Source organism: Saccharospirillum sp. MSK14-1 (assembly GCF_003054965.1).
GTDB lineage: Bacteria > Pseudomonadota > Gammaproteobacteria > Pseudomonadales > Natronospirillaceae > Saccharospirillum.
The window spans coordinates 1,028,176-1,047,288 of record NZ_MIES01000026.1 but is presented as its reverse complement, the minus strand read 5'-3'; the positions used below and the strand labels follow the sequence as shown (position 1 = coordinate 1,047,288).

The window sequence follows — 19,113 nt, the reverse complement described above, 5'->3', positions numbered from 1 at the left end:
CTACTCCATCATTCTCCTGTAGCGCGTTAGCCAGAGGCCGAGTAACACAATGAAAAATACACCGCTGGCACCACCGAGAGCATTGCCGCTGCTGTTGAAGTTAACCTGTCCATTGGCACGGCTGACAGCTCCCGTGTTATTGACTGTAGCATTGGATTCGAGATCTGCATCATTAGGCCCGCCGTCTTCGATCGTCAGCTGTACGCAGCGGTGACCAGGGGTCAGGCCGGGGCGCCACTGATCATCACCCGGAGGTGGGCAGTAGCCCGGTTCTCCCGGTGCGGAAAACAGCAGATTGAAGGTGTTTTCGACAAAGGCCTGCCACTGTCCATTGACGAAAATACGATACTGGCTGTTAGCGGGAATCGGCGTGCGCTGAGGGATAACCATTTGAATACTCTGGCCGGTAATCGGCAAATCATGCACCTCGAAATCAAAGGGACCATCGACCGGAATAAAGTTGGTATCCGCGACAATGTTTTGCATGGTGTTCAATTCGTTGGGCACCAGTCGGGCACCACCGGTACTGCCTTGCAACGAGTACTGGCCCAGTCGGCAGAACAGCCCCGGGTTACACTCCAGGATGTAGGCATAAGTAATGCTGGCGTGAGCCGGCAATAAATTGGTGGCGTCGATGTTGTCGAGGTAATTGGGGATGCCGTCGCCGTCATCGTCACCTGAGCCTTCGGTTGCGTCATCCGTGCCATCGCCATCGCTGTCGCCGGCGCCCAAAGTGGGTTTGGCGGAAACCATAACGAAGTGCAGTTGGCTGTATGTACTTGCACCCTGCGCATCGGTGACTCGAACAGCCACTTTATAAATGCCGTTAGCAAGACCGGCGGGATCAAAAACAAAGGTGTTGTTGAGCAAATTGCCGTCATTGTCGATCAATTGCGAATCTGTGTCGGTCCAATCGAAGTCGATGGAGTCGCCATTCGGGTCAGTAGCCACCGCAGTTACGGTTATGTCGGAATTCCGGTCGGCAATGGTCGTGCGGTCGCCGCTCTGCTCCAACTCCAGACGAACATCAGGTGGTAAATTCGTCTCAACAATGGTCAACCGGTGGGTGTTTTGGGCCCCCAGGTTTTCGCTATCGTCGAGTTCAAAAAGAATGAATTCATCACCATCGCCCGGGCCTTCATCGGCCAGGGTTACCTGAATATCCGTCTCTGTTTCAGCAACTGTAAAAGTGACTGTCTGTGTCACTGGGCTGAGTGAATAATCCGCTCCACTGGCGGTGCTCGACGGGTCAATATCGTAATCAATGCTGAACGGATAGATTGGCGATAGTCCGCTGAGAATGACCTTAACCGTGGCCGTTTCACCTTCGACAGCAACCTGATCCGGGCTGAATGACACCTGCGGATAAATGTTGATCGTTTGAGTATCCTGGTCGGTGTTACCTTTGCCATCGGTTGCTTGCCAGGTCAGGGTATAGCTACCGGACTCCAACTGCTGATTATCATCTGGGAATTGAACTTCGATGGTGCAGCAATCATTGAGGTTGTCGGTAGCCAGTGCTTGTAAGGACGACTGAAGCGTGGCGTCGCTGGCACCCTCTGGGAGTCCGAGTAGAAGCCGCAGTGTCACTTCGGTGTACTGTCCGGTGGCGTCAATATCCAGAAGATCGGCAGGTGCAGTTATGGTTGGATCAACGGTATCTACGTAATCGTCCGCATCATTTGGGTCGGTGCCATCAACGGCTTCCTGTCCATCAGAAATCCCATCACCATCGCTGTCGACTCCGTTGATGTCCAGCTGGGCAGTAGCTGTGACTGGATCAGCCGCGTTGCCAGAGTCGTCGGTCAGCGTCAGCGTCAACGTTAACTGGCCGTCATCCAATCCACTCAGGTTCACTGGAATGTCGATTGGGCCACCGCCAATACCCGAAGCGCTGCCGGTCACAGGGGTACCACCGCCCGAACTGGTGATACTGAAACTGTAATCGGCGCCGCTTTCTGCGCCGCTGAGCGTGAATTCAGCACCGGCAACGTTGCCGCTGTCGTAGAGGGCATTGTTGAAGGCCACGCTGTGACCCGTTGGTCGCTGGGCATCGACCGTTGCGCTGACGGTATCATCGCCCGTTAATCCAGCGTCATCCACGGCAGTCACGGTCAGGTTCTGATTGGTACCACTGGTTGAGCCTTCGGTAACGGAATAGGTCGCGGTCCAGGTGTTGCCACTGTTGGTTGCGCTCACCGCAGCGCCGCCGCCAAAGGCGCTGAAATCGACGGTCACCGCTGTTATGTCGGCGTTGTTGTCGCCGCTGGCGGTATTGTCCCAACGGATGGTCAACGTATCACCGACAATGAATGCTCCGCCATTGCCAGTCGCTCCGCTGACGTCAATATTGCCCGAGGTAACCGCAGGTGCCTGAGTATCGGCATCGGCATTACTGCTGTCGGCGCGAGTGGTGCTGTTACCGGCATCGTCTGTGGCCGTCAGGCTGATGTTCAAGTTGCTGCCATCCAGGCTGCCGGCCGTCAGGGTGTAGGTCGCTGTCCAGGTGCCGCTGCTGTTGGTTGCTGCAACGGCAGTGCCACCGCCAAAGGCACTGAAGTCGACCGTTACCGAATCGATATCGCCATTGTTATCGCCGCCAGCGGTGTTGTTCCAGGTGACAGTGACGGTATCGCCGACGATAAAGGTGTCGTCGCTACCGGTGCTGCCTGAGAGGTCGAGGCGACTGTCGCTGACCGACGGTGCCTGATTATCGAGACTCGCATCATCCGTGCCTTCGGTGGTGTTGGACAAGCCCAGATCAGTGGTGGCTGTGACCGACACATTAAGACCCGTTGCATCAATGGTGCCCGCAGGAATCAGGTAGCTCGCGGTCCAGACGCCTGAAAGTTCAGTAGCGGCAACTGCTGAACCACCGCCGAACTCTGAGAAATCTACGGTGACGGTATCAATATTGGAATTGTTATCGCCACTGGCGGAGTTATCCCATTCCACGACGATGGTTTCGCCCACTCGGAAGGTCGCACCAGCGGCGCCGCCGACACTGATGTGGCTGGCAGAAACGCTCGGCGGCAGGACGCTCAGGCCGACGTCATTGCCGTCACCGGCCAGGTAACTGATCAGGTAAGTAATACCATTAAGTGCGATGCCGGCCCCCTCGGTCAGTGTGTTGAAGGTGCCCGATACCGGACCGCCGGTCAGGTAATCAATGATGGTTCCCAGATCACTGTTGACGCCAACGTGAGTACCGATGAGATTCAAATCGCCGTTCAGGGTAAGGCTGTTACTCACCTCAAAAACGTCATAGCCAGATTCGGCTGTGCTGCCGTTAATTCTCACCGTCAAAAGACCACCGGCCTGAAGGTCCAGCCCGCCATCAAGTTGCAGAGTTCCAGGCGAGTCGCCCACCGCGATGGTGCCTCCCGAGTTGACCGTTACCAGACCACTCACCAACGATGCGCTGATAAAATCACCGTCGACGGTCAGGTCGCCCAGCAGGCTGCCGGTTAAGTTAAGTACGCCATCTACGATATGAGTCAGGCCGGTCAGGGTATTGGTGGCGGTCATGATCAGAGTGCCAGCGCCATCTTTGACCAAAGAGCCAGCACCGCTCAGCGTGATATCGAGGGTGGCGGTGTCAGAAGTGCCGTTAAAAAGGGTCAGAGTGACACCGGTATCAATATTAAGAATGCCGGCATTCAGAGTGATATCAGGCACCAAATCCAGATTGACGGTTAAATCATGGAGTAAGGTGGTTGTGCCACTGATAGCAAGGGTGTCGTTATTCAGGGAGCTGTCGAGCACCAACGTCAACAAACCGCTGGCATCGGTTTCAACCATCGCCAGTGCTTCGCGGAAGCTCACACCATTGCTTAGGTCTTGTACTGCGGTGTCGGTGTTGCTGGTGACGTAAATAATATCGGCCGTTACCGTAACGTCAGCAACACCCACTTCAAGGCCATCGCTCAACGACAAACGAATCAAAGCGTCGCCAGCCGGTGTGTCGTTGCGGTATTGAATACGCCCCAGAAGATCGTTGAGCAATGCAGCCGTTGGCGTGATCAGAGAGTCATCAAAAGTGATCTGTAATTGACCGCCGCTGTTGGTGTAAGTGGCAAAGGAATTGCCTCCAACTTGCAAGGCGGAGCCGGTGTCATCGAATGTGGCACCGTCGTCATCAATGCTAAACACATCGGCGTCCCAGGCGCCGCCCTGTCGTGCCACCGTCAGGGTCGCGCCGTCGTAATTGCCATTGCCGCTGTTGAGTAAGTCGAGATCGAGGTCGATCAGTGAGGCATCATTGCCGACGTCCAACGTAACCAGATTGCCGACGCCCGCCCAGGCCACGCTGTCGCCATCAAGGTTGGAGAACTCGGGCGCTGAATTGACCGGGAAGGCACCTTCAACAGCCAGGGATACGCCTGAGGAGGTGCCATCCAAGATTCCGCCTGAGACGTTATCGTTGGCCGTCGTTCCGCTTGTCTCATTCAGCTTCCAATAACCGATAAGGCCTGCTTCATTTCCTTCGAGCTCAACGCTTCGATTGGCATTAATCTGTGCTTCAGATCGGACAATATTCCAAAGGCGAATATCGTCAAAGCGACCTTCATAGTCGGTTATGCCAACTAATGATGAGTTGCCGATAATCAAATGATTGTTGCCGCTACCGGCATAATCAGGAACTTGAGACAAAAGTCCAAGATCAGGAATGCTGCTGCCAATTTGCACTCCATCGAGAAAGAATTGCCAGTTGCCTGTGTTGAACACGATAGCCAAGTGGTGCCAGGAATCGAAGCTAAGGCTCGTGTTGAAATTGGCTGATGCGGTAACGCCTGTTATTAAATCTCCGCTCAGGTCGGTGATAAGCGTTGTAGTTAATGCCGTTTTAAGCAGGGCAATGCCCCCTGCACCATCGAATTCCACAAGATTGACAGTGCCCAATATGTTGAGGCTGCTATCAATATTTACCCAGAACTCAATCGTAAATTCGTCCAGTTCGGACAACTCAGCAGCAGCGCCCGTAAGCGTTAAAGTATCGCCACTGGAAAATTCGTAAGCATTGTTAACCGCAAAGCTGGCCGAAGATAAACTAAAAAAAAGTACGGCAACAAGAATCCGAAGGAAGGTCTGGAAACGATTTTTTAACAGCATAAGCAACTCCGTTCCACTTTTAAAAGTCTAAGTGGAATACATAAATTAGTCCGTTAATTTTGATGTTAGAGAGTCGGAATATTGGTGTCTCTTGGCGCTCTTATTCCAATAATTAATTCATTTAAAAGGCGCACATCTGTCCGCTTTGTTTAGTAAAAACACCAATAAGAACAAAGTCCTAGGAGTGATTTGAAAAGGAAGTTAGTTCACTTTTTAAGAACTGCAAGAAAAATTGATGATTTATTTGTTTGAATTTTTTAACAACTCTTTTCGTAAACTTAGTAGTCGTGTGATTTTTTATAAGTTTACGAAAATTAACATTAAAATTCGGTGTCGCGCCTAACCTTGAAGGCTCAGGCCAGTCTTTTGTGTACGAAGAGTCGTCGCTCTTCTGGCAGCCGGATCATCAAAGGCCTGCTCAGTAAGGAAGGCGTTGTCGTCGGTCGTTTCAAGGGTCGACGGCTGATGAGTGAACTGGGAGTGATCTGTAAGCAGCCAGGCCCTCGCGCCTACAAACAGGCCACGGTTGAACGACCGGATATTCCAAACCATCTGACTCGGGCGTTTGTCGTAGAGCGGCCAGTGACCTGCCCCCAACTTTTTAATCCAAAGTGAACTGAGTAATGTTCATCACCAGAGAGGACGATGAACATGAAGAAGCGATTCACCGAAGAACAGATCATCCCCATCCTGAAGGAAGCCGATGCGGGCTTACCCATCAAAGAGCTGTGCCGGAAGTACAGTATCTCGGATGCCACCTTTTATACCTGGCGGAAGAAGTACGGCGGCCTTGAGGTCTCTGAGGCCCGTCGCCTCAAAGCACTGGAAGATGAGTACGCTCGGCTTAAAAAGCTGCTGGCCGAGTCCATGCTGGATACCAAAGCCCTGAAGGTGGCGCTGAACCGAAAGTACTGACCGTCGAGAACAAGCGCGAGGCGGTGCGCTCCATGGTCTTAAAGACGTCCGTATCGGAGCGCAAAGCCTGTTCACTCGTCGGCTTATCCCGCGCCACCCTGAGGTATCAGCCCAAGTCGTCAGTGGAGGATCGGGCGTTGTCGGATCGCATCCGATCCATTGCTTATGAGCGACGCCGGTTCGGTTACCGACGCGTCCATTAGATGCTGCGTCGACAGGGAACGGAGGTGAACCACAAGGAGGTCTACCGATTGTATCGCGAAGCTGGGCTGGCGGTTCGCAAGCGCAAGCGCCGTCATGGCGTGATGGTTGAGCGACAGCCGCTGATGTTACCCGAGGCACCGAATCATACCTGGTCGATGGATTTTGTCATGGATGCGTTGGCCACGGGCCGCCACATCAAATGCCTGACCATCGTGGATGTCTTCACCAAGGAGTGCTTGGATATTCCGGTTGCCATGGGAATATCCGGTAACCAAGTGGTTCGAACGCTCGATGCCATAGCTGCTTTTTTTAGAGGGTATCCGAAGTCGATCAGAACTGACCAAGGTCCGGAGTTCACGAGCAAGGCGTTGGATCATTGGGCGTATGACAACGGCGTCTAGCTGAAATTGATCCAGCCGGGAAAGCCCATGCAAAATGGTTACATCGAGAGCTTCAACGGAAAATTCCGCGACGAATGTCTTAACGAACATTGGTTCCGAGACTTGGCGCATGCGCGGGAAGAGATCAACCGTTGGCGACTGGATTACAATGAATGCCGACCGCACTCATCATTGGATTATCCAACGCCTTTGGAGTTTGCAGCGATGGTTCGACAGAAAACAAAAGGTTCAAACGTAACGGACATTACTAGGACGCCGTTGGAGTGAATCTTGGGGGCAGGTCACGATAGCACTATTATCTGCGTATTAATTCGACCTTTAACAACTAGAAGATTCGAAATTTTCTCCATATCTCTCGTGGTATTAATCAAAAAGACATTCAGAGCAGGGACTAACAGGCGCACGGATGTTGTGTCATAAAGGTTGAGTATTCGGTTTACTCATAGATAGCGACGTTAACCATTGCCATCTTGGTAAGACTATTTTCATCTCGAAACATTCTTTGAGATGGCGCTGCCTAGGGTTAGCCCCAGTTAAGCTAATGAGGACAGTTTATGGGTAACTGTGATCATAAACTGTCCGAAGCGGACAAGTTATGGTCGCAACAACACAATAAAGCTTTAGAGGATTCTATGGTGGGCCCAGCTGGACTTGAACCAGCGACCAATCGATTATGAGTCGACTGCTCTAACCAACTGAGCTATGGGCCCTTTGAGATCAGCCAGCGAACGCTGGTCTGAAAACGAGGGCGGCATTATAACGTGGGTGACGGCCAAGTCTAGGCTTAGGCGGTGTCTTGGCTGCCCGCGTTAGAAAGGCGGTTTGGTGAGGTTCCGGCCCGCTGGCGTTATGGGCCGGAACAGCGGGCCTGGCTTGTGTGATCAGCGCGTGTGGGTGGTCACTCGCACGTTCAAACCCTGTTTTAAAGTATTCGAGGCGATGCAGCCGCGTTCGGCGATGGTGACCAGTTTTTCCAGGTCATCGATGCCGGCCGGGCCGGTGACGGCCATGTCGATGGTGTTGAACACCGGTGGGGTGCCGTCGAGGTGGCCGGTGATGGCGACATCAATATCTCCCAGGTCGATGTCGCGGGCAGCCGCAGCGGCCACGAGGTTCGACATAAAGCAGCCGCCCAGTGCGGCCAACAGGGTTTCGCCGCCCATGGGGCCCTGGTCTTCGCCGCCTTTTTCGGTGGGGCGGTCCATCACCACGCTGTGGTTGCGGATGTGCGCTTCGCTGGCGGTAGCGCCTTTACGATTCAGGCTGATGTTGATCTCTGGCATGGTCACCTCTGTTTTTATGTGTGTGGGTTCATCGCACTGCCCGGCTTGATGTTATCGCCCGGCCTGTGCTGATATTCCGTGCTTAGCGGTAGCGTTGACTACTGTGTCACCAAAGGCTGTAAAAAGGGACCCCTATGATGATTCGCCAACCTAGTCTGATTGCCCGTTTGCTCAAAAGTTCCGTTGTGATGTTGTCTTTGCTGCTGTCGGCTGCGCCGGCGCTGGCGGTGGATGCGTTGGCGGTAAGTGAACGCGCCTGGCAGATTACCCAGGTCTTGGAGAAGCACCTGAGCAACCGCTTTGCGGGTAATCAGGTAGAAACCGCCACCGCCGATGTATTGGCCGAAGCGTGGGAAGGCGCCGGTTTAATGGTGCAATGGCAGACCTTCGATTTTGAATTCGCCAGCCGCACCCAAGCCAGCCGCAATCTATGGGTGACGATTGATGGCGCGTCCGACCGCCATGTCGTGATTGGCGGACATTACGACAACGCCGGCCAGATGTTCGAATCGCACGGCACCACGGATAACGGCATCAGTGTGGCGCTGATCGTCGCCCTGGCCGAACACCTGGCACTGCACGATGAGCAGCCGCCCTTCACGCTGACCTTCGCCTTATTCGGTGCCGAGGAATTGGGCATGTACGGTTCGCAGGCATTTGTGCGCGCCGGGCACGCCGACGATGTGGATGCCATGGTCAACCTCGACACCATTGCCGGTGGTGACATTCTGTACATTCACAGTGCGCCCAGCACGCCGTCGGAACATTGCGCGGACGCATCGACCTACAGCGCCAGTGCCGATCTGCGTGAAGAGTTAATAGCGGTGTCGGAACAAGCCGGGTTGGCGTTTATTGAACACCCGGGTTACCCCGGTTATGCGCCGGGCGAAACCGGCGATTGGTCGGACCAGCGTTACTTTGCCTGCTCGGGCATTCCCATTGCGTACGTTGAAGCCACGAATTTCAGCATTAACGGCGAAGAAGGCTATGACGGCTATTCGCAAACCACGCACGAAGCGGTGTGGGATTGTTACGACGCCGAAGCCCGCACCGCTTGTAACCGCGATGAAGAAACTCAGTGGGGGAAAATCATCCACACCCGCAACGATCAGCTAGAACGCTTGCTGGAATTGTTTGGCAACCGCGTGCCGCAGCAGATGCATCAGTCGTCGCAATTACTGGCTGCCTGGCTGGATCAATAACGCCAGCCAACGGCAGCACCGGTTGAGACCCGCAACCACAGTGGAGGTGGTTGTGGGTCTCAATCGGCTTGCGATCAACTCAGTTTAATGCCCGCCTGAGCCGCTCTTGCGGCGTGCAGTTTCTGGTAACTTTCAATTAAGCGCTGATGTTTTTCCAGCCCGTCTAACTGCATATTGGTTTCGGTCAGTCCATGGAAACGTACACTGCCAGCGCAAGAACCGATAACGGCATCCATGGTGGCTTCGCCATACATGCGGCGCAGATTGTGTTCGAAGTCGTCGAGGTCAAGATCGTCGTCGAGCACAATTTCCAGCACCGCATTGACCGCGCGATAGAACAGACCGCGTTCGACGGTGTTGTCGTTGAATTGCAAAAAGGCTTCGACCAGATCGAGCGCGTCCTGATGCCATTGCAGCGCCAGGCAAATCAACAATTTCAGTTCCAGAATGGTGAGCTGGCCCCAGGGCGTGTTCTCGTCGAATTCGATGCCGATCAGCGTGATGATGGTCATGTAATCGTCGAGCTGGCTGGCTTCAAGACGCTGCAATAAGTCTTCCAGTTCGTCGTCACTCAATCGGTGCAGGTTGAGAATGTCGGCGCGGTAATCGAGCGCCACATTGGTGTTGTCTTCGATCAAATCTTCAACCGGATAGACTTCCGAATAGCCCGGCACCAGAATACGACAGGCCGGTGCGCCTAGCGCGTCGTAGTTGGCGATGTAGGCTTCTTTGCCCAGCTTATCGAGAATGCCGAACAGCGCCGTCACTTCTTCGCTGTTGGTTCCTGAAAAGTCCCATTCATTAAATTCGTAATCGGCTTTGCTGCTGAAAAATCGCCAGGAAATTACGCCGCTGGAATCGATAAAATGTTCCACAAAGTTGTTCGGTTCCGACACCGCCAGGCTGTTGAAAGTCGGTTGCGGCACGTCGTTCAACCCTTCGAAACTGCGGCCCTGCAACAGCTCGGTGAGGCTGCGTTCCAGCGCGACTTCAAAGCTGGGGTGCGCGCCGAACGATGCAAACACACCACCGGTGCGTGGGTTCATTAAGGTAACGCACATCACCGGGAACTGGCCGCCGAGCGAGGCGTCTTTGACCAGCACCGGAAAGCCCTGCTCTTCCAAACCGGCGATGCCCGCTTCGATATGTGGGTATTTGGCGAGCACGCTTTTCGGCACATCCGGCAGTACCATTTCCTGTTCGATGATCTCGCGTTTTACCGCCCGTTCAAAAATTTCCGACAGACACTGCACCTGCGCTTCTTCAATCGTATTACCGGCGCTCATGCCGTTACTGAGGAAGAGGTTTTCGATCAGGTTCGAGGGAAAATAAACGGTCTCATTGTCAGAGCGGCGCACGAACGGCAGCGAACAAATGCCACGGTCAGTGCGGCCGGAATTGGTGTCGTACAGGTTCGAGCCACACAGCTCGCCATCGGGGTCGTAAATGGCGCGACAGTGGTCGTCGAGAATGCCGTCGGGCAAGGCATCGTCGTCGCCCGGCTGGAACCATTGTTCATCGGGGTAATGCACGAATTCGCTGTTGGCGATCGCTTCGCCAAAAAACTGATCGTTGTAGAAGAAGTTGCAGTTCAGTCGTTCAATGAACTCGCCCAGCGCCGAACACAGCGCGGCTTCTTTGGTGGCGCCTTTGCCGTTGGTAAAACAGGCCGGTGAGGCGGCATCGCGAATGTGCAGCGACCAGACGTTCGGCACGATGTTGCGCCAGGAAGAGACTTCAATCTTCATACCCAGGTTGGCCAGAATGCCGGTCATGTTGGCGATGGTCTTTTCCAGTGGCAGGTCTTTGCCTTCGATATAGGTTTGAGCGTCGCCTTCGGGCAAGGTCATCAGCAAGGCGTTGGCGTCTTCGGCCAGATGCTCGACCGATTCAATTTCAAAACTAGGCCCGGTTTGCACCACTTTTTTCACGGTGCAGCGGTCGATGGAACGCAAAATGCCCTGGCGGTCTTTGTCGGAAATGTCTTCCGGCAGTTCGACCTGAATTTTAAAAATCTGGTTGTAGCGGTTTTCCGGGTCGACGATGTTGTTCTGCGACAGCTTAATGTTGTCGGTCGGTATATCACGCGCTTTGCAGTACACCAGTACAAAGTAGGCCGCGCACAAGGCTGAGGACGCCAGGAAATAGTCGAACGGGCTGGGCGCGGAGCCATCGCCTTTGTAGCGAATCGGCTGGTCGGTGATGACGCTGAAGTCGTCGAACAGCGCTTCGAGCCTGAGGTTGTCGAGAAAACGAACGTTGATTTCCATGACGAGAATACCGGGTAATGGGGTTTGCCTGGGGCCTGAAGGGCGCCATTGTCCAGATTTTCAGCCGTTCGTCTTCCCTCATTATGTTTCTGGGCGTCGCCGCTTGGCGCTGAGGTCGCTAAAACCGGTAATCGAGGCGCCAGTAGAGGCGGTCGTTATCGGCGGCGAGGCTCGGTAAAGCGGCATCGCCATCGCGGTAAATCACCCCGCCGACTTCGGTTTGCCAGTGGTCACTCACTGTCCATTCCGCGGAGGTGCGCATCACCTGGCCGTTGTCCAAATCGTTCCCGAAACCGAGCACCATGGCTTTGAAGGTTAGCCGCTCGTTCCAACGGCTGTGTTCCAAACCCAGCGCCCATTGCTGTTCGAATTCATCGCCGATGGACGCCATGGCGGATTGGTAGCCGGGTAAATAACGACTTTGGTGTTCGATGATCAGGCGGCTGTCGGCGGGCAAGGTGATGTCGGCACCGAGCGTCCAGGCCAGGCGTTCAGTGGCCTGGTCAGCAAAAACCAACCCGTCTTCCCAGCGCAGTTCGGCTTTCAGCACCGCCGGCTCGACCGGTACGCTGAAACCGCCCCCCACCTGAGTGAGGCGCTCATATTGGCGGCGCCCGTTTTGGATATGACCGGCGCTGTTATAGCCGCGCCAAACAAAGGCACCGGCATCCGCCCCGAACAGCAAACCGCTGAACCGAACACCACCGGACAATGCTTCGGCGTCTTCAAAGGGTGAGGCTGGGGTTTGGTCATTGAGGGCGGTGGGCATGGGGTAGTAGTCGCTGCCGAACACCGGCTGCTCGGCAACGGGGTTGTCGAGCGCGATCACGCCCTGCACCGTCCAGTCACCCATGTAATACCGGCCTTCGGTTAACCAGCGTGGCACGAAGGCATCGTCCGGATCTTGCAGACCGGGCTGGCTGCGTTTTGGCGGGTTGACCGGCTCGTTCACCGAGAGCACATCGTTAAACCCCCAGGCCAGCGTTTGCTTACCCACCGATGCCGCGCCGCGCAACGACCGATAGCCGAGCGTGGCCTGTTCGATGGCGAGCCGGGTTTCGCGTTTGTCGCGGTAATCGTCTTGCCAGTCAGCGTCGGGTTTTAACGCAAACACCCAGTCTTGTTCGAGGCGAACATCCAACACGGCGTCGAGCGCATCGTTCGGCCGCCATTCCAGGCGAGGTTGCCAGCCGGTGGTCAGGCCCGATAAACCCCGATGGTCGGTTTCACCCGCCTCCGGTTGGTCGTGCGCCAGGTTCAGTTGCCCACCCGTGAACAGCCGATGCGACACATAAAGGGTCTGTTGTTCGGGGGCGTCGGTGCGTACGTTTTCGAAGGCATCATTAAAGGCATCGGCAAAGGGGTCGTCTTCGGCCTGGGCGCACAACGGAGCGGCGGTCATCAGTGCTGCCGTGACGAGAAAAGGCGTTGTGTTCACAGCCCTTGCTCCAAACGTTGCACGGAAAATTCGGCATCGGGCGCATCAACATTCAGGTCAATACGGCTGAATGTCAGTTGCGTGCGATGCACCGTTTGCCCACCTTCCTGACTGACCACCTGCATGACTTTGGGCAGCCAATAACCGTCGCGCTGCTCCCACTGCGGAATGTTCAGCAGCTTGCGCTGGTTGGTGCCGGTCTGGGTGTGAATGGCGCGAATCACGCGGTAATTACTTTGCTGAATGTAGAGCAGCGATTCGGTGTAGCCGGTCTGGTCGATTACCCTGCTGTTTGCCGCGGTGGCGTTAACGATCCACACCGCGTCGTCGCCCACGCTGTCTTCACGAATGAGTTCGTACGTCCAGTCGTCGAGGTTGCGTGACGCCATGTCGGCGTACGATAAATCGGACCCCATAAAGCTGCCGCTCTGGTCGCTGCCAGCGATGCGTTTCGATTTATTCAGGCTGGGCAAAAACAGCCATTGGTCGTCATCGCGGTCGGCGTCGTGGTAGTCGACCACCAAAAAACCGGTGCCACGTACATCCGAGGGTTCCAGAAAAAACAACCGTTGGCGATCGGCTTCGTCAAAGGTTTTGCTCAGTGACCGTAACGAGCGCACACGTTGATTATTGTTGCGGTCGATCAGCGTCATGGTCATGTCGGCGGCCATCACCGGTGGATCTTGCTGCGCATCCACCTGCGTCATAATCTCGAGCCCGGTTTCAGCGCGGGCACACATGCTGTGCGCAGCGGCTACCAAAAGGATGAGTAAACCAACAATGGGATTGAGCGAAAAACGAGTCATAGTTAATGCTCCTGTTGCGAAGACGATTGGCGCAATAACACCGGCGCATACCAGCGCAGCAGCACTGGCGTCAGCGTAAAGTTCGACAGCAACGCCAGTAAAAAGGCGGTGCCACTGAGAAACCCAAAATTGAAAATGCTCGAGACGTCGCTGAACAAAAACACATAGAAACCAGCGGTTAATACCACGGCGGTCGTCAGCAAAGCGTTGCCCGCATTTTGAAAAGCGCTGTCGGTAGCGCGGCGCACATCGCGCTGTTCAAAGAGTGCGCTGCGGAAGTGATGCGCAAAGTGCACGGTGTTATCGACGGTGATGCCAATGGCAATGGTCGCCACCAGCATGGTGAATAAATCGAGCGGTATACCGACACGGTGCATCAGCCCCATCACCACAATTATGGGCGCCAAATTCGGCAACATGGCAATAAGACCCAGGCTAACCGAGCGCAGCAATAGCATCAGCATGACGGCAATAACGAGCGCGGCCAGCGCATAACTCCAGGCCGTGGTGCGAATAACCGCATTCAACGCTTCGCTGAGTAATGGTAATAAGCCAGTGACCGAAACCTGTGCCCAGGGTTCAACGGCGTTGCCCAGACGCTGCTCGACAACATCGATAAACGCCTGATAGGCGAGGATGTCTTGCCAGGGAACGATCAGCGTGACCTTGGTTTCGCTGAACGATGAGTCGACCAGTCGGCTTAATTCATCGGCGCCGCTGTTTTCAAACAACAGTAATTCTTCGGCCAGCAAACCGGCATCGTCAGGCAGACGATAAAACGCCGCATCGCCTTCGTTCAAAGCCTGATGCGTGCCTTTAACAATATCGATTAACGAATTGACGTGGCCGATGCGAACGCCACCGGGGGTGTCTTCCTGCAAATCGATCAGGGCGTCATCGAGTGCTTGTAATAACGCCGGGTTTTTAATGCCGTTGTCGCGCCCCGTGGCAATGACCACGTCCATATTGATGGTGCCACTTAACCGCGAATCGACCGTTTCGGTGGCCTGACGAATGGCCGAATTCACAGGCATCCAGTTCAGCGGATTAAACGAAAAGCGCAGTTGCAACACGCCCACCATGGCAACGACAACCACCACCAGCCAGATGCCTGCAAAGAGACCGCCGAAGCGCCAGTTCACATTCGACAGACGTTGCAGCAACGGCATTTGTTGTGCCGACGGATGCGTCGCCTTGGGTGCGGCTAACGGCCAAAGCGCCATCAGGGTGGGTAATACCACCAGCGTTAACAAGAGCGCCAGCATGACACCGATGGCCGAGAAAACACCCAGGTTGGCGATGGGAATTAAATCGCCACTGGCGAGCGTTGCCAGACCAGCGGCCGTGGTGAGTGAGGTTAATAAAATCGGCAAGGCCGTCACACCCAAGGCATGGCGCATGGCATCACGGCGGGTTTTTCCAGCATTGTATTGATTAAAAAAATGCGTCAATACATGCACCGAATCACCGACGGCTATAGCCAGTAAAAACGACGGCACCAGGATCAGCGGCATCTGCACGGCCTGACCGGAAAGGGCGAGCAGCGAAAAGGTCATAACGATGGCCAGAATCACTGCGACCATGGGGGCAACCACGGCACTGACGCGACGGAAAAACAACACCAGCACAATAATAATCAGCGCCACCGTCAAACGAATAAAGGTGAGCATTTCTGTCTTCATCGTTTGTTCGAGCTGCTGATTCACCACCGGCATACCAGCAACAACGCTGTGCAGATCCGACGCTGACAATTGTTGCTGCAAGGCATCGATCAGTTCGTTGGTTTTTCCGATGGGCAGAAAGTCGTCGTTGGTGGTGTTCGCTTCGGCGGCATCGGGAACCGCTGTGAAATCGTCGCCGAACGCATCGCCAAAGGCATCGTTTTCCTGAGCCACGGCAGTGGGGTCGAAGTCGTAGGTGAACGGTTCAATGACCAGGGTGGTAAAGGTTCGCTCGGCGTCGATGACCATGCCTTCCAGCGTTGGCGTTTGCGCCAGCCGCGCTTCAATGTCCGCGCGGCTGAGTGTGGCAACGGGTTGCGGTATCAGGTCATCAACCAGTAAGGCGTCACCTTGGCCTTGTTGGTAAGGCGCATTGATCAGGCTGTTGACGCGTTTAACCCAGGGCACGTCCTGTTCGATGCGGCGGTGCAGATCGGCCAGCTGCGTTAATGTGCTTGCGGCGAGCACATCGTTGGCGCTGATACCGACCACGATGACATCGTTGCGCCCGTACACGGTTTTCACCCGGTCGTACGCCTGACGCGCCGGATTGTCAGCGCTGATAAAGTGCTCAAGATTGGTATCGAGTGTCAGCGTCGGCAACTGACTGGCGAGCGCTGCGACCAGCAGCAGCACGGCCAGTAAAATGCGCTTTGGCGTGTGTATCAGCGCATCGCTGTAGCGGTCGAGCCAGGAGGGTGATGGGTTCATTGGTCGGTCTCCGGTGCGAAGGCTCGGTCGAGCAATAAGCCGAAGTAGTCGGCCAGGTCATCAAAGAAGGTGTCGTCCATGGGTGCACCGCGCACCGATTCGAGCAGCGTCTGCCCAAGGATGGGAAACACCAGCAACGATTGCAGTGCCAGCCGCGCTTGCTCGGGCCGCTGCAACGGACCTTCGGGCAACACCCGGCCAAAGCGTTGCTCCACTTCCGTCAGCAACGGACGCAGCAGCTTGTCGAGAATCCAGCGCCAGTGTTCATCCGGCTCAAAGAGCGCGTTGCGGATGATCAGCCGCATTAAGTCGCGCGGGGCGTAGCGGAAGAAATAGCGGAACAGTTCGGCGTAGGTCAGTTCCGGCGTTTGCACCAGCCGTTCGAGCATGGCGTTGCGCATCGGGTCGATGTAGCTGAGCAGCACGGCCTGAAACAGGCCGTTCTTGTCGCCGAAGTAATAGGCAATCATGGCGGAGTTCACCTCGGCACGTTCGGCCAGGCGACGAATGGAGACCCGGTGGTACTCCTGCCGCAAAAACAGATAACGCCCGGCGTTTAATAAGCGCTCGCGGGCATTGTCATCATTGAGATCGGCCATGCAGACTCCACATTAATCGATTGATTAACGCGACTTTAGTCCGCCCCGCGACCTCCAGCCAGCACTGTTGTTCATCAAATCTCACGCAATGATCAAGACCATTGGCAGTGGTGCTGCCCGGCTAAAGCATGGACAATAACGCGATGACCACAGGACGGATTTTCGAATGCTCAACCCCTTGATCACGGCCAAGCGAATATTGCAGGCGGCCGCACAAGCGACCGACAGCAGCGCGCTGGTGCGGCTGATCGTGGAACGCATCCGCACCACCTTGGATGTGGATGTGTGCAGTCTGTATGTGATGAACGAAGACGGTGAGCTGGTGCTCACGGCGACCCAGGGTCTGGCGCAGGAAGCCATCGGCCAGATTCGTATGACGCCGGGCCAGGGCCTGGTGGGTACCATTGCCAAACGCCAGCATCCGCTGAACCTGGATCACGCCGATAAACACCCGGCGTTCCGCTATTTCAAAGAAACCGGCGAAGAGCATTATCAGGGGTTTCTCGGCGTTCCGATGATTCACCTGGGCCATACGCTGGGCGTTCTGGTGGTGCAGGTACGCGAAACGCGGCGCTTCACCGAAGAAGAAGAAGCCTTTTTAATCACCATGGCGGCGCATTTGGCGGGCAGCCTGGGTGGCAACATTAAAAAGTCGGTCCGGCCGATTGACCCGAACCAAAACCAGCAATTGCCGGTGACCCGCTTTCAGGGCATTAAAGGCGCACCGGGCATTGAAATTGCGCCGGCCTGGGTGGTAAAAGACGACATCCGTCTGGACGACATTGCCGAACGCAGCGGCAGTGGCGAAGCCGTAGAGCGCCGCCGCATTGCAGAAGCCGTGGCCGAGACTCGCGAAGAACTCGACTCCGGGCTCGACCAGCTGGGCAACAGCGCCAACGACACTCTGAATTCGCTGCTCGATGTCTATAAGTTACTGCTCGACAGTCCCGAACTGAGTACCGCCATAGAAGCGCAGATCGCTACCGGCGTCAGCGCCAGTACGGCGCTAAAACACGCCTTTCAGCAACAGATTGATGTGTTCGAAGCGATGGCCGACCCCTATTTAAAAGCACGCGCCGAAGATTTGCGCGTGCTGGCCATTCGCATTTATCGGCGTTTGCAAGACGACCTGAACGAGCGCATCGATCCGGAACAACCGGTGATTCTGGTGGGCCGTGAAATCAACATTTCGCACTTCACCCGCATCGATCGCAGTAAGCTCGCCGGCATTGTCAGCCTGGAAGGCTCGGCGCTGTCGCACACGGCGGTGCTGGCAAACGCTTTGGGTATTCCGGCGGTGGTCGGCATTGGCGATGAAGACCTGACCAGCGTGAACGGCTCGGAAATTATTCTCGATGGTTATCGCGGTCAGGTGATCGCGCATGCCCCGGCCAGTCTGGTGGCGGAATTTGAGCGCATGAAGCGTCAGCAAAAAGCCTTGCAGGCCGACTTGTCGCATCTGAAAAAATTACCCGCAGAAAGCAAAGACGGCACCACCGTGCAGCTGCACACCAACACCGGTCTGCTCGCCGACATTACGCCGGGGCTGGAACGCGGCGCCGAGGGCGTGGGCCTGTATCGTTCAGAAATTCCGTTTATGGTGCACAACAACTTCCCGACCGAGGAAGAACAGTTGCGCATCTATCAAGGCGTACTGGAAGCCTACGCCCCCAAACCGGTAACGATGCGCACGCTCGACATCGGCGGCGATAAAGCCCTGCCCTATTTCCCCATTCAGGAACAAAACCCCTTCCTGGGCTGGCGCGGCATTCGTTTCACACTCGATTACCGCAACATTTTGCTCGACCAGATTCGCGCCATGTTGTTGGCCAATCTGAACACTCAAAACCTGAAACTGATGATTCCGATGCTCAGTCGCGAAGATGAGCTGTTGCAATTTCACGCCATCGTCGATGAAGCGGTATCGCAATTAAACGAAGAAGGTCACGCCGTCGCCAAACCGCCCGTAGGCATCATGGTAGAAGTCCCGGCGGTGCTGTGGCTGTTACCGCGTCTGCGCGACAACATCGATTTTGTATCCATCGGTTCCAACGATTTAACCCAATATTTGCTGGCGGTTGATCGTAATAATCCGCGCGTGGCGTCGTTGTACAGCCACCTGCATTCGGCGGTGCTGGATGCACTGCAAGGTTTGGTGCGCGAATGTCGGCGCTTGAATTTGCCGGTGAGTATTTGCGGTGAAATGGCGTCCGATCCGGCCGCGGTGATTTTGTTGCTGGGCATGGGCATTCGCACACTGAGTTTGTCGGCTTTCCATTTACCGCGCATCAAGTGGCTGATTCGCCATCTGCATTTGAACGACTGCGTCGCCTTGCTCGATAAATCGCGCGATTGCAGCACCGAAGCCGAACGCCGGGAAATGCTCAACGCGCACATTCGCAGCCTTGGTTTGGGTGCCTTGGTTCAATAAAGGTTTTAGAGTCCAGTAAA

9 protein-coding genes, 1 tRNA gene and 2 pseudogenes are annotated in these 19,113 nt (G+C 55.3%); 3 read left to right on the top strand and 9 right to left on the bottom strand.

All coding sequences use genetic code 11. The annotated features are described in order from the left end of the window. Entirely contained in the window at positions 1-4,401 is a 4,401-nt protein-coding gene (locus BGP77_RS08705) for a hypothetical protein (protein WP_233252325.1), read from the bottom strand. Positions 4,402-4,521: 120 nt separating this feature from the next. Further along, positions 4,522-5,112 (bottom strand): annotated as a pseudogene (locus BGP77_RS18390) (LamG-like jellyroll fold domain-containing protein); the annotation flags it as partial. Between the two features lie 651 nt (positions 5,113-5,763). Between BGP77_RS18390 and BGP77_RS08695 the strand changes: the two are divergent. Continuing rightward, positions 5,764-6,899, top strand: a pseudogene (locus tag BGP77_RS08695) (IS3 family transposase). Between the two features lie 366 nt (positions 6,900-7,265). On the opposite strand, the gene BGP77_RS08690 reads toward BGP77_RS08695, so the two are convergent. Both BGP77_RS08690 and BGP77_RS08685 read right to left on the bottom strand, forming a co-directional pair. Continuing rightward, a tRNA-Ile gene (locus tag BGP77_RS08690) sits at positions 7,266-7,342 on the bottom strand. Between the two features lie 171 nt (positions 7,343-7,513). Beyond that, positions 7,514-7,915: an OsmC family protein gene (locus BGP77_RS08685; RefSeq protein ID WP_108164308.1), complete on the bottom strand. Its 402-nt coding sequence runs from the start codon at positions 7,913-7,915 to the stop codon at positions 7,514-7,516. A 137-nt stretch (positions 7,916-8,052) separates the two neighbouring features. Here BGP77_RS08685 and BGP77_RS08680 point away from each other — a divergent pair, with 137 nt between their 5' ends. Beyond that, the gene (locus BGP77_RS08680) at positions 8,053-9,117 is read left to right on the top strand and encodes a M28 family metallopeptidase (protein ID WP_158269321.1); all 1,065 of its coding nucleotides are present in this window, start codon (positions 8,053-8,055) and stop codon (positions 9,115-9,117) included. A 74-nt stretch (positions 9,118-9,191) separates the two neighbouring features. Here BGP77_RS08680 and BGP77_RS08675 read toward each other — a convergent pair whose 3' ends face one another. From BGP77_RS08675 to BGP77_RS08655, 5 genes are all read right to left on the bottom strand, one after another. Beyond that, on the bottom strand, positions 9,192-11,387 hold the full coding sequence (locus tag BGP77_RS08675) for an OsmC domain/YcaO domain-containing protein (RefSeq protein ID WP_108164306.1): 2,196 nt from the start codon (positions 11,385-11,387) through the stop codon (positions 9,192-9,194). Positions 11,388-11,505: 118 nt separating this feature from the next. Beyond that, positions 11,506-12,825, bottom strand: coding sequence for a hypothetical protein (locus BGP77_RS08670; RefSeq protein WP_108164305.1), 1,320 nt, complete (start codon positions 12,823-12,825; stop codon positions 11,506-11,508). Continuing rightward, positions 12,822-13,631: an outer membrane lipoprotein-sorting protein gene (locus BGP77_RS08665; RefSeq protein WP_108164304.1), complete on the bottom strand. Its 810-nt coding sequence runs from the start codon at positions 13,629-13,631 to the stop codon at positions 12,822-12,824. Before BGP77_RS08665 ends, BGP77_RS08670 begins: the two co-directional genes overlap by 4 nt. A 2-nt stretch (positions 13,632-13,633) precedes the next feature. Continuing rightward, positions 13,634-16,063: an RND family transporter gene (locus BGP77_RS08660; RefSeq protein WP_108164303.1), complete on the bottom strand. Its 2,430-nt coding sequence runs from the start codon at positions 16,061-16,063 to the stop codon at positions 13,634-13,636. After that, entirely contained in the window at positions 16,060-16,662 is a 603-nt protein-coding gene (locus tag BGP77_RS08655) for a TetR/AcrR family transcriptional regulator (protein ID WP_108164302.1), read from the bottom strand. Before BGP77_RS08655 ends, BGP77_RS08660 begins: the two co-directional genes overlap by 4 nt. Positions 16,663-16,828: 166 nt before the next feature. Here BGP77_RS08655 and ptsP point away from each other — a divergent pair, with 166 nt between their 5' ends. After that, on the top strand, positions 16,829-19,093 hold the full coding sequence (ptsP, locus tag BGP77_RS08650) for a phosphoenolpyruvate--protein phosphotransferase (RefSeq protein ID WP_108164301.1): 2,265 nt from the start codon (positions 16,829-16,831) through the stop codon (positions 19,091-19,093). The last annotated feature ends 20 nt before the right edge of the window (positions 19,094-19,113 follow it).

Bases quoted from the DNA above. Each gene is read 5' to 3' on its own strand.
- BGP77_RS08685 (WP_108164308.1), bottom strand. From the start codon at position 7,915: ATGCCAGAGATCAACATCAGCCTGAATCGTAAAGGCGCTACCGCCAGC.
- BGP77_RS08680 (WP_158269321.1), top strand. From the start codon at position 8,053: ATGATTCGCCAACCTAGTCTGATTGCCCGTTTGCTCAAAAGTTCCGTT.
- BGP77_RS08675 (WP_108164306.1), bottom strand. From the start codon at position 11,387: ATGGAAATCAACGTTCGTTTTCTCGACAACCTCAGGCTCGAAGCGCTG.
- BGP77_RS08665 (WP_108164304.1), bottom strand. From the start codon at position 13,631: ATGACTCGTTTTTCGCTCAATCCCATTGTTGGTTTACTCATCCTTTTG.
- BGP77_RS08660 (WP_108164303.1), bottom strand. From the start codon at position 16,063: ATGAACCCATCACCCTCCTGGCTCGACCGCTACAGCGATGCGCTGATA.
- BGP77_RS08655 (WP_108164302.1), bottom strand. From the start codon at position 16,662: ATGGCCGATCTCAATGATGACAATGCCCGCGAGCGCTTATTAAACGCC.
- ptsP (WP_108164301.1), top strand. From the start codon at position 16,829: ATGCTCAACCCCTTGATCACGGCCAAGCGAATATTGCAGGCGGCCGCA.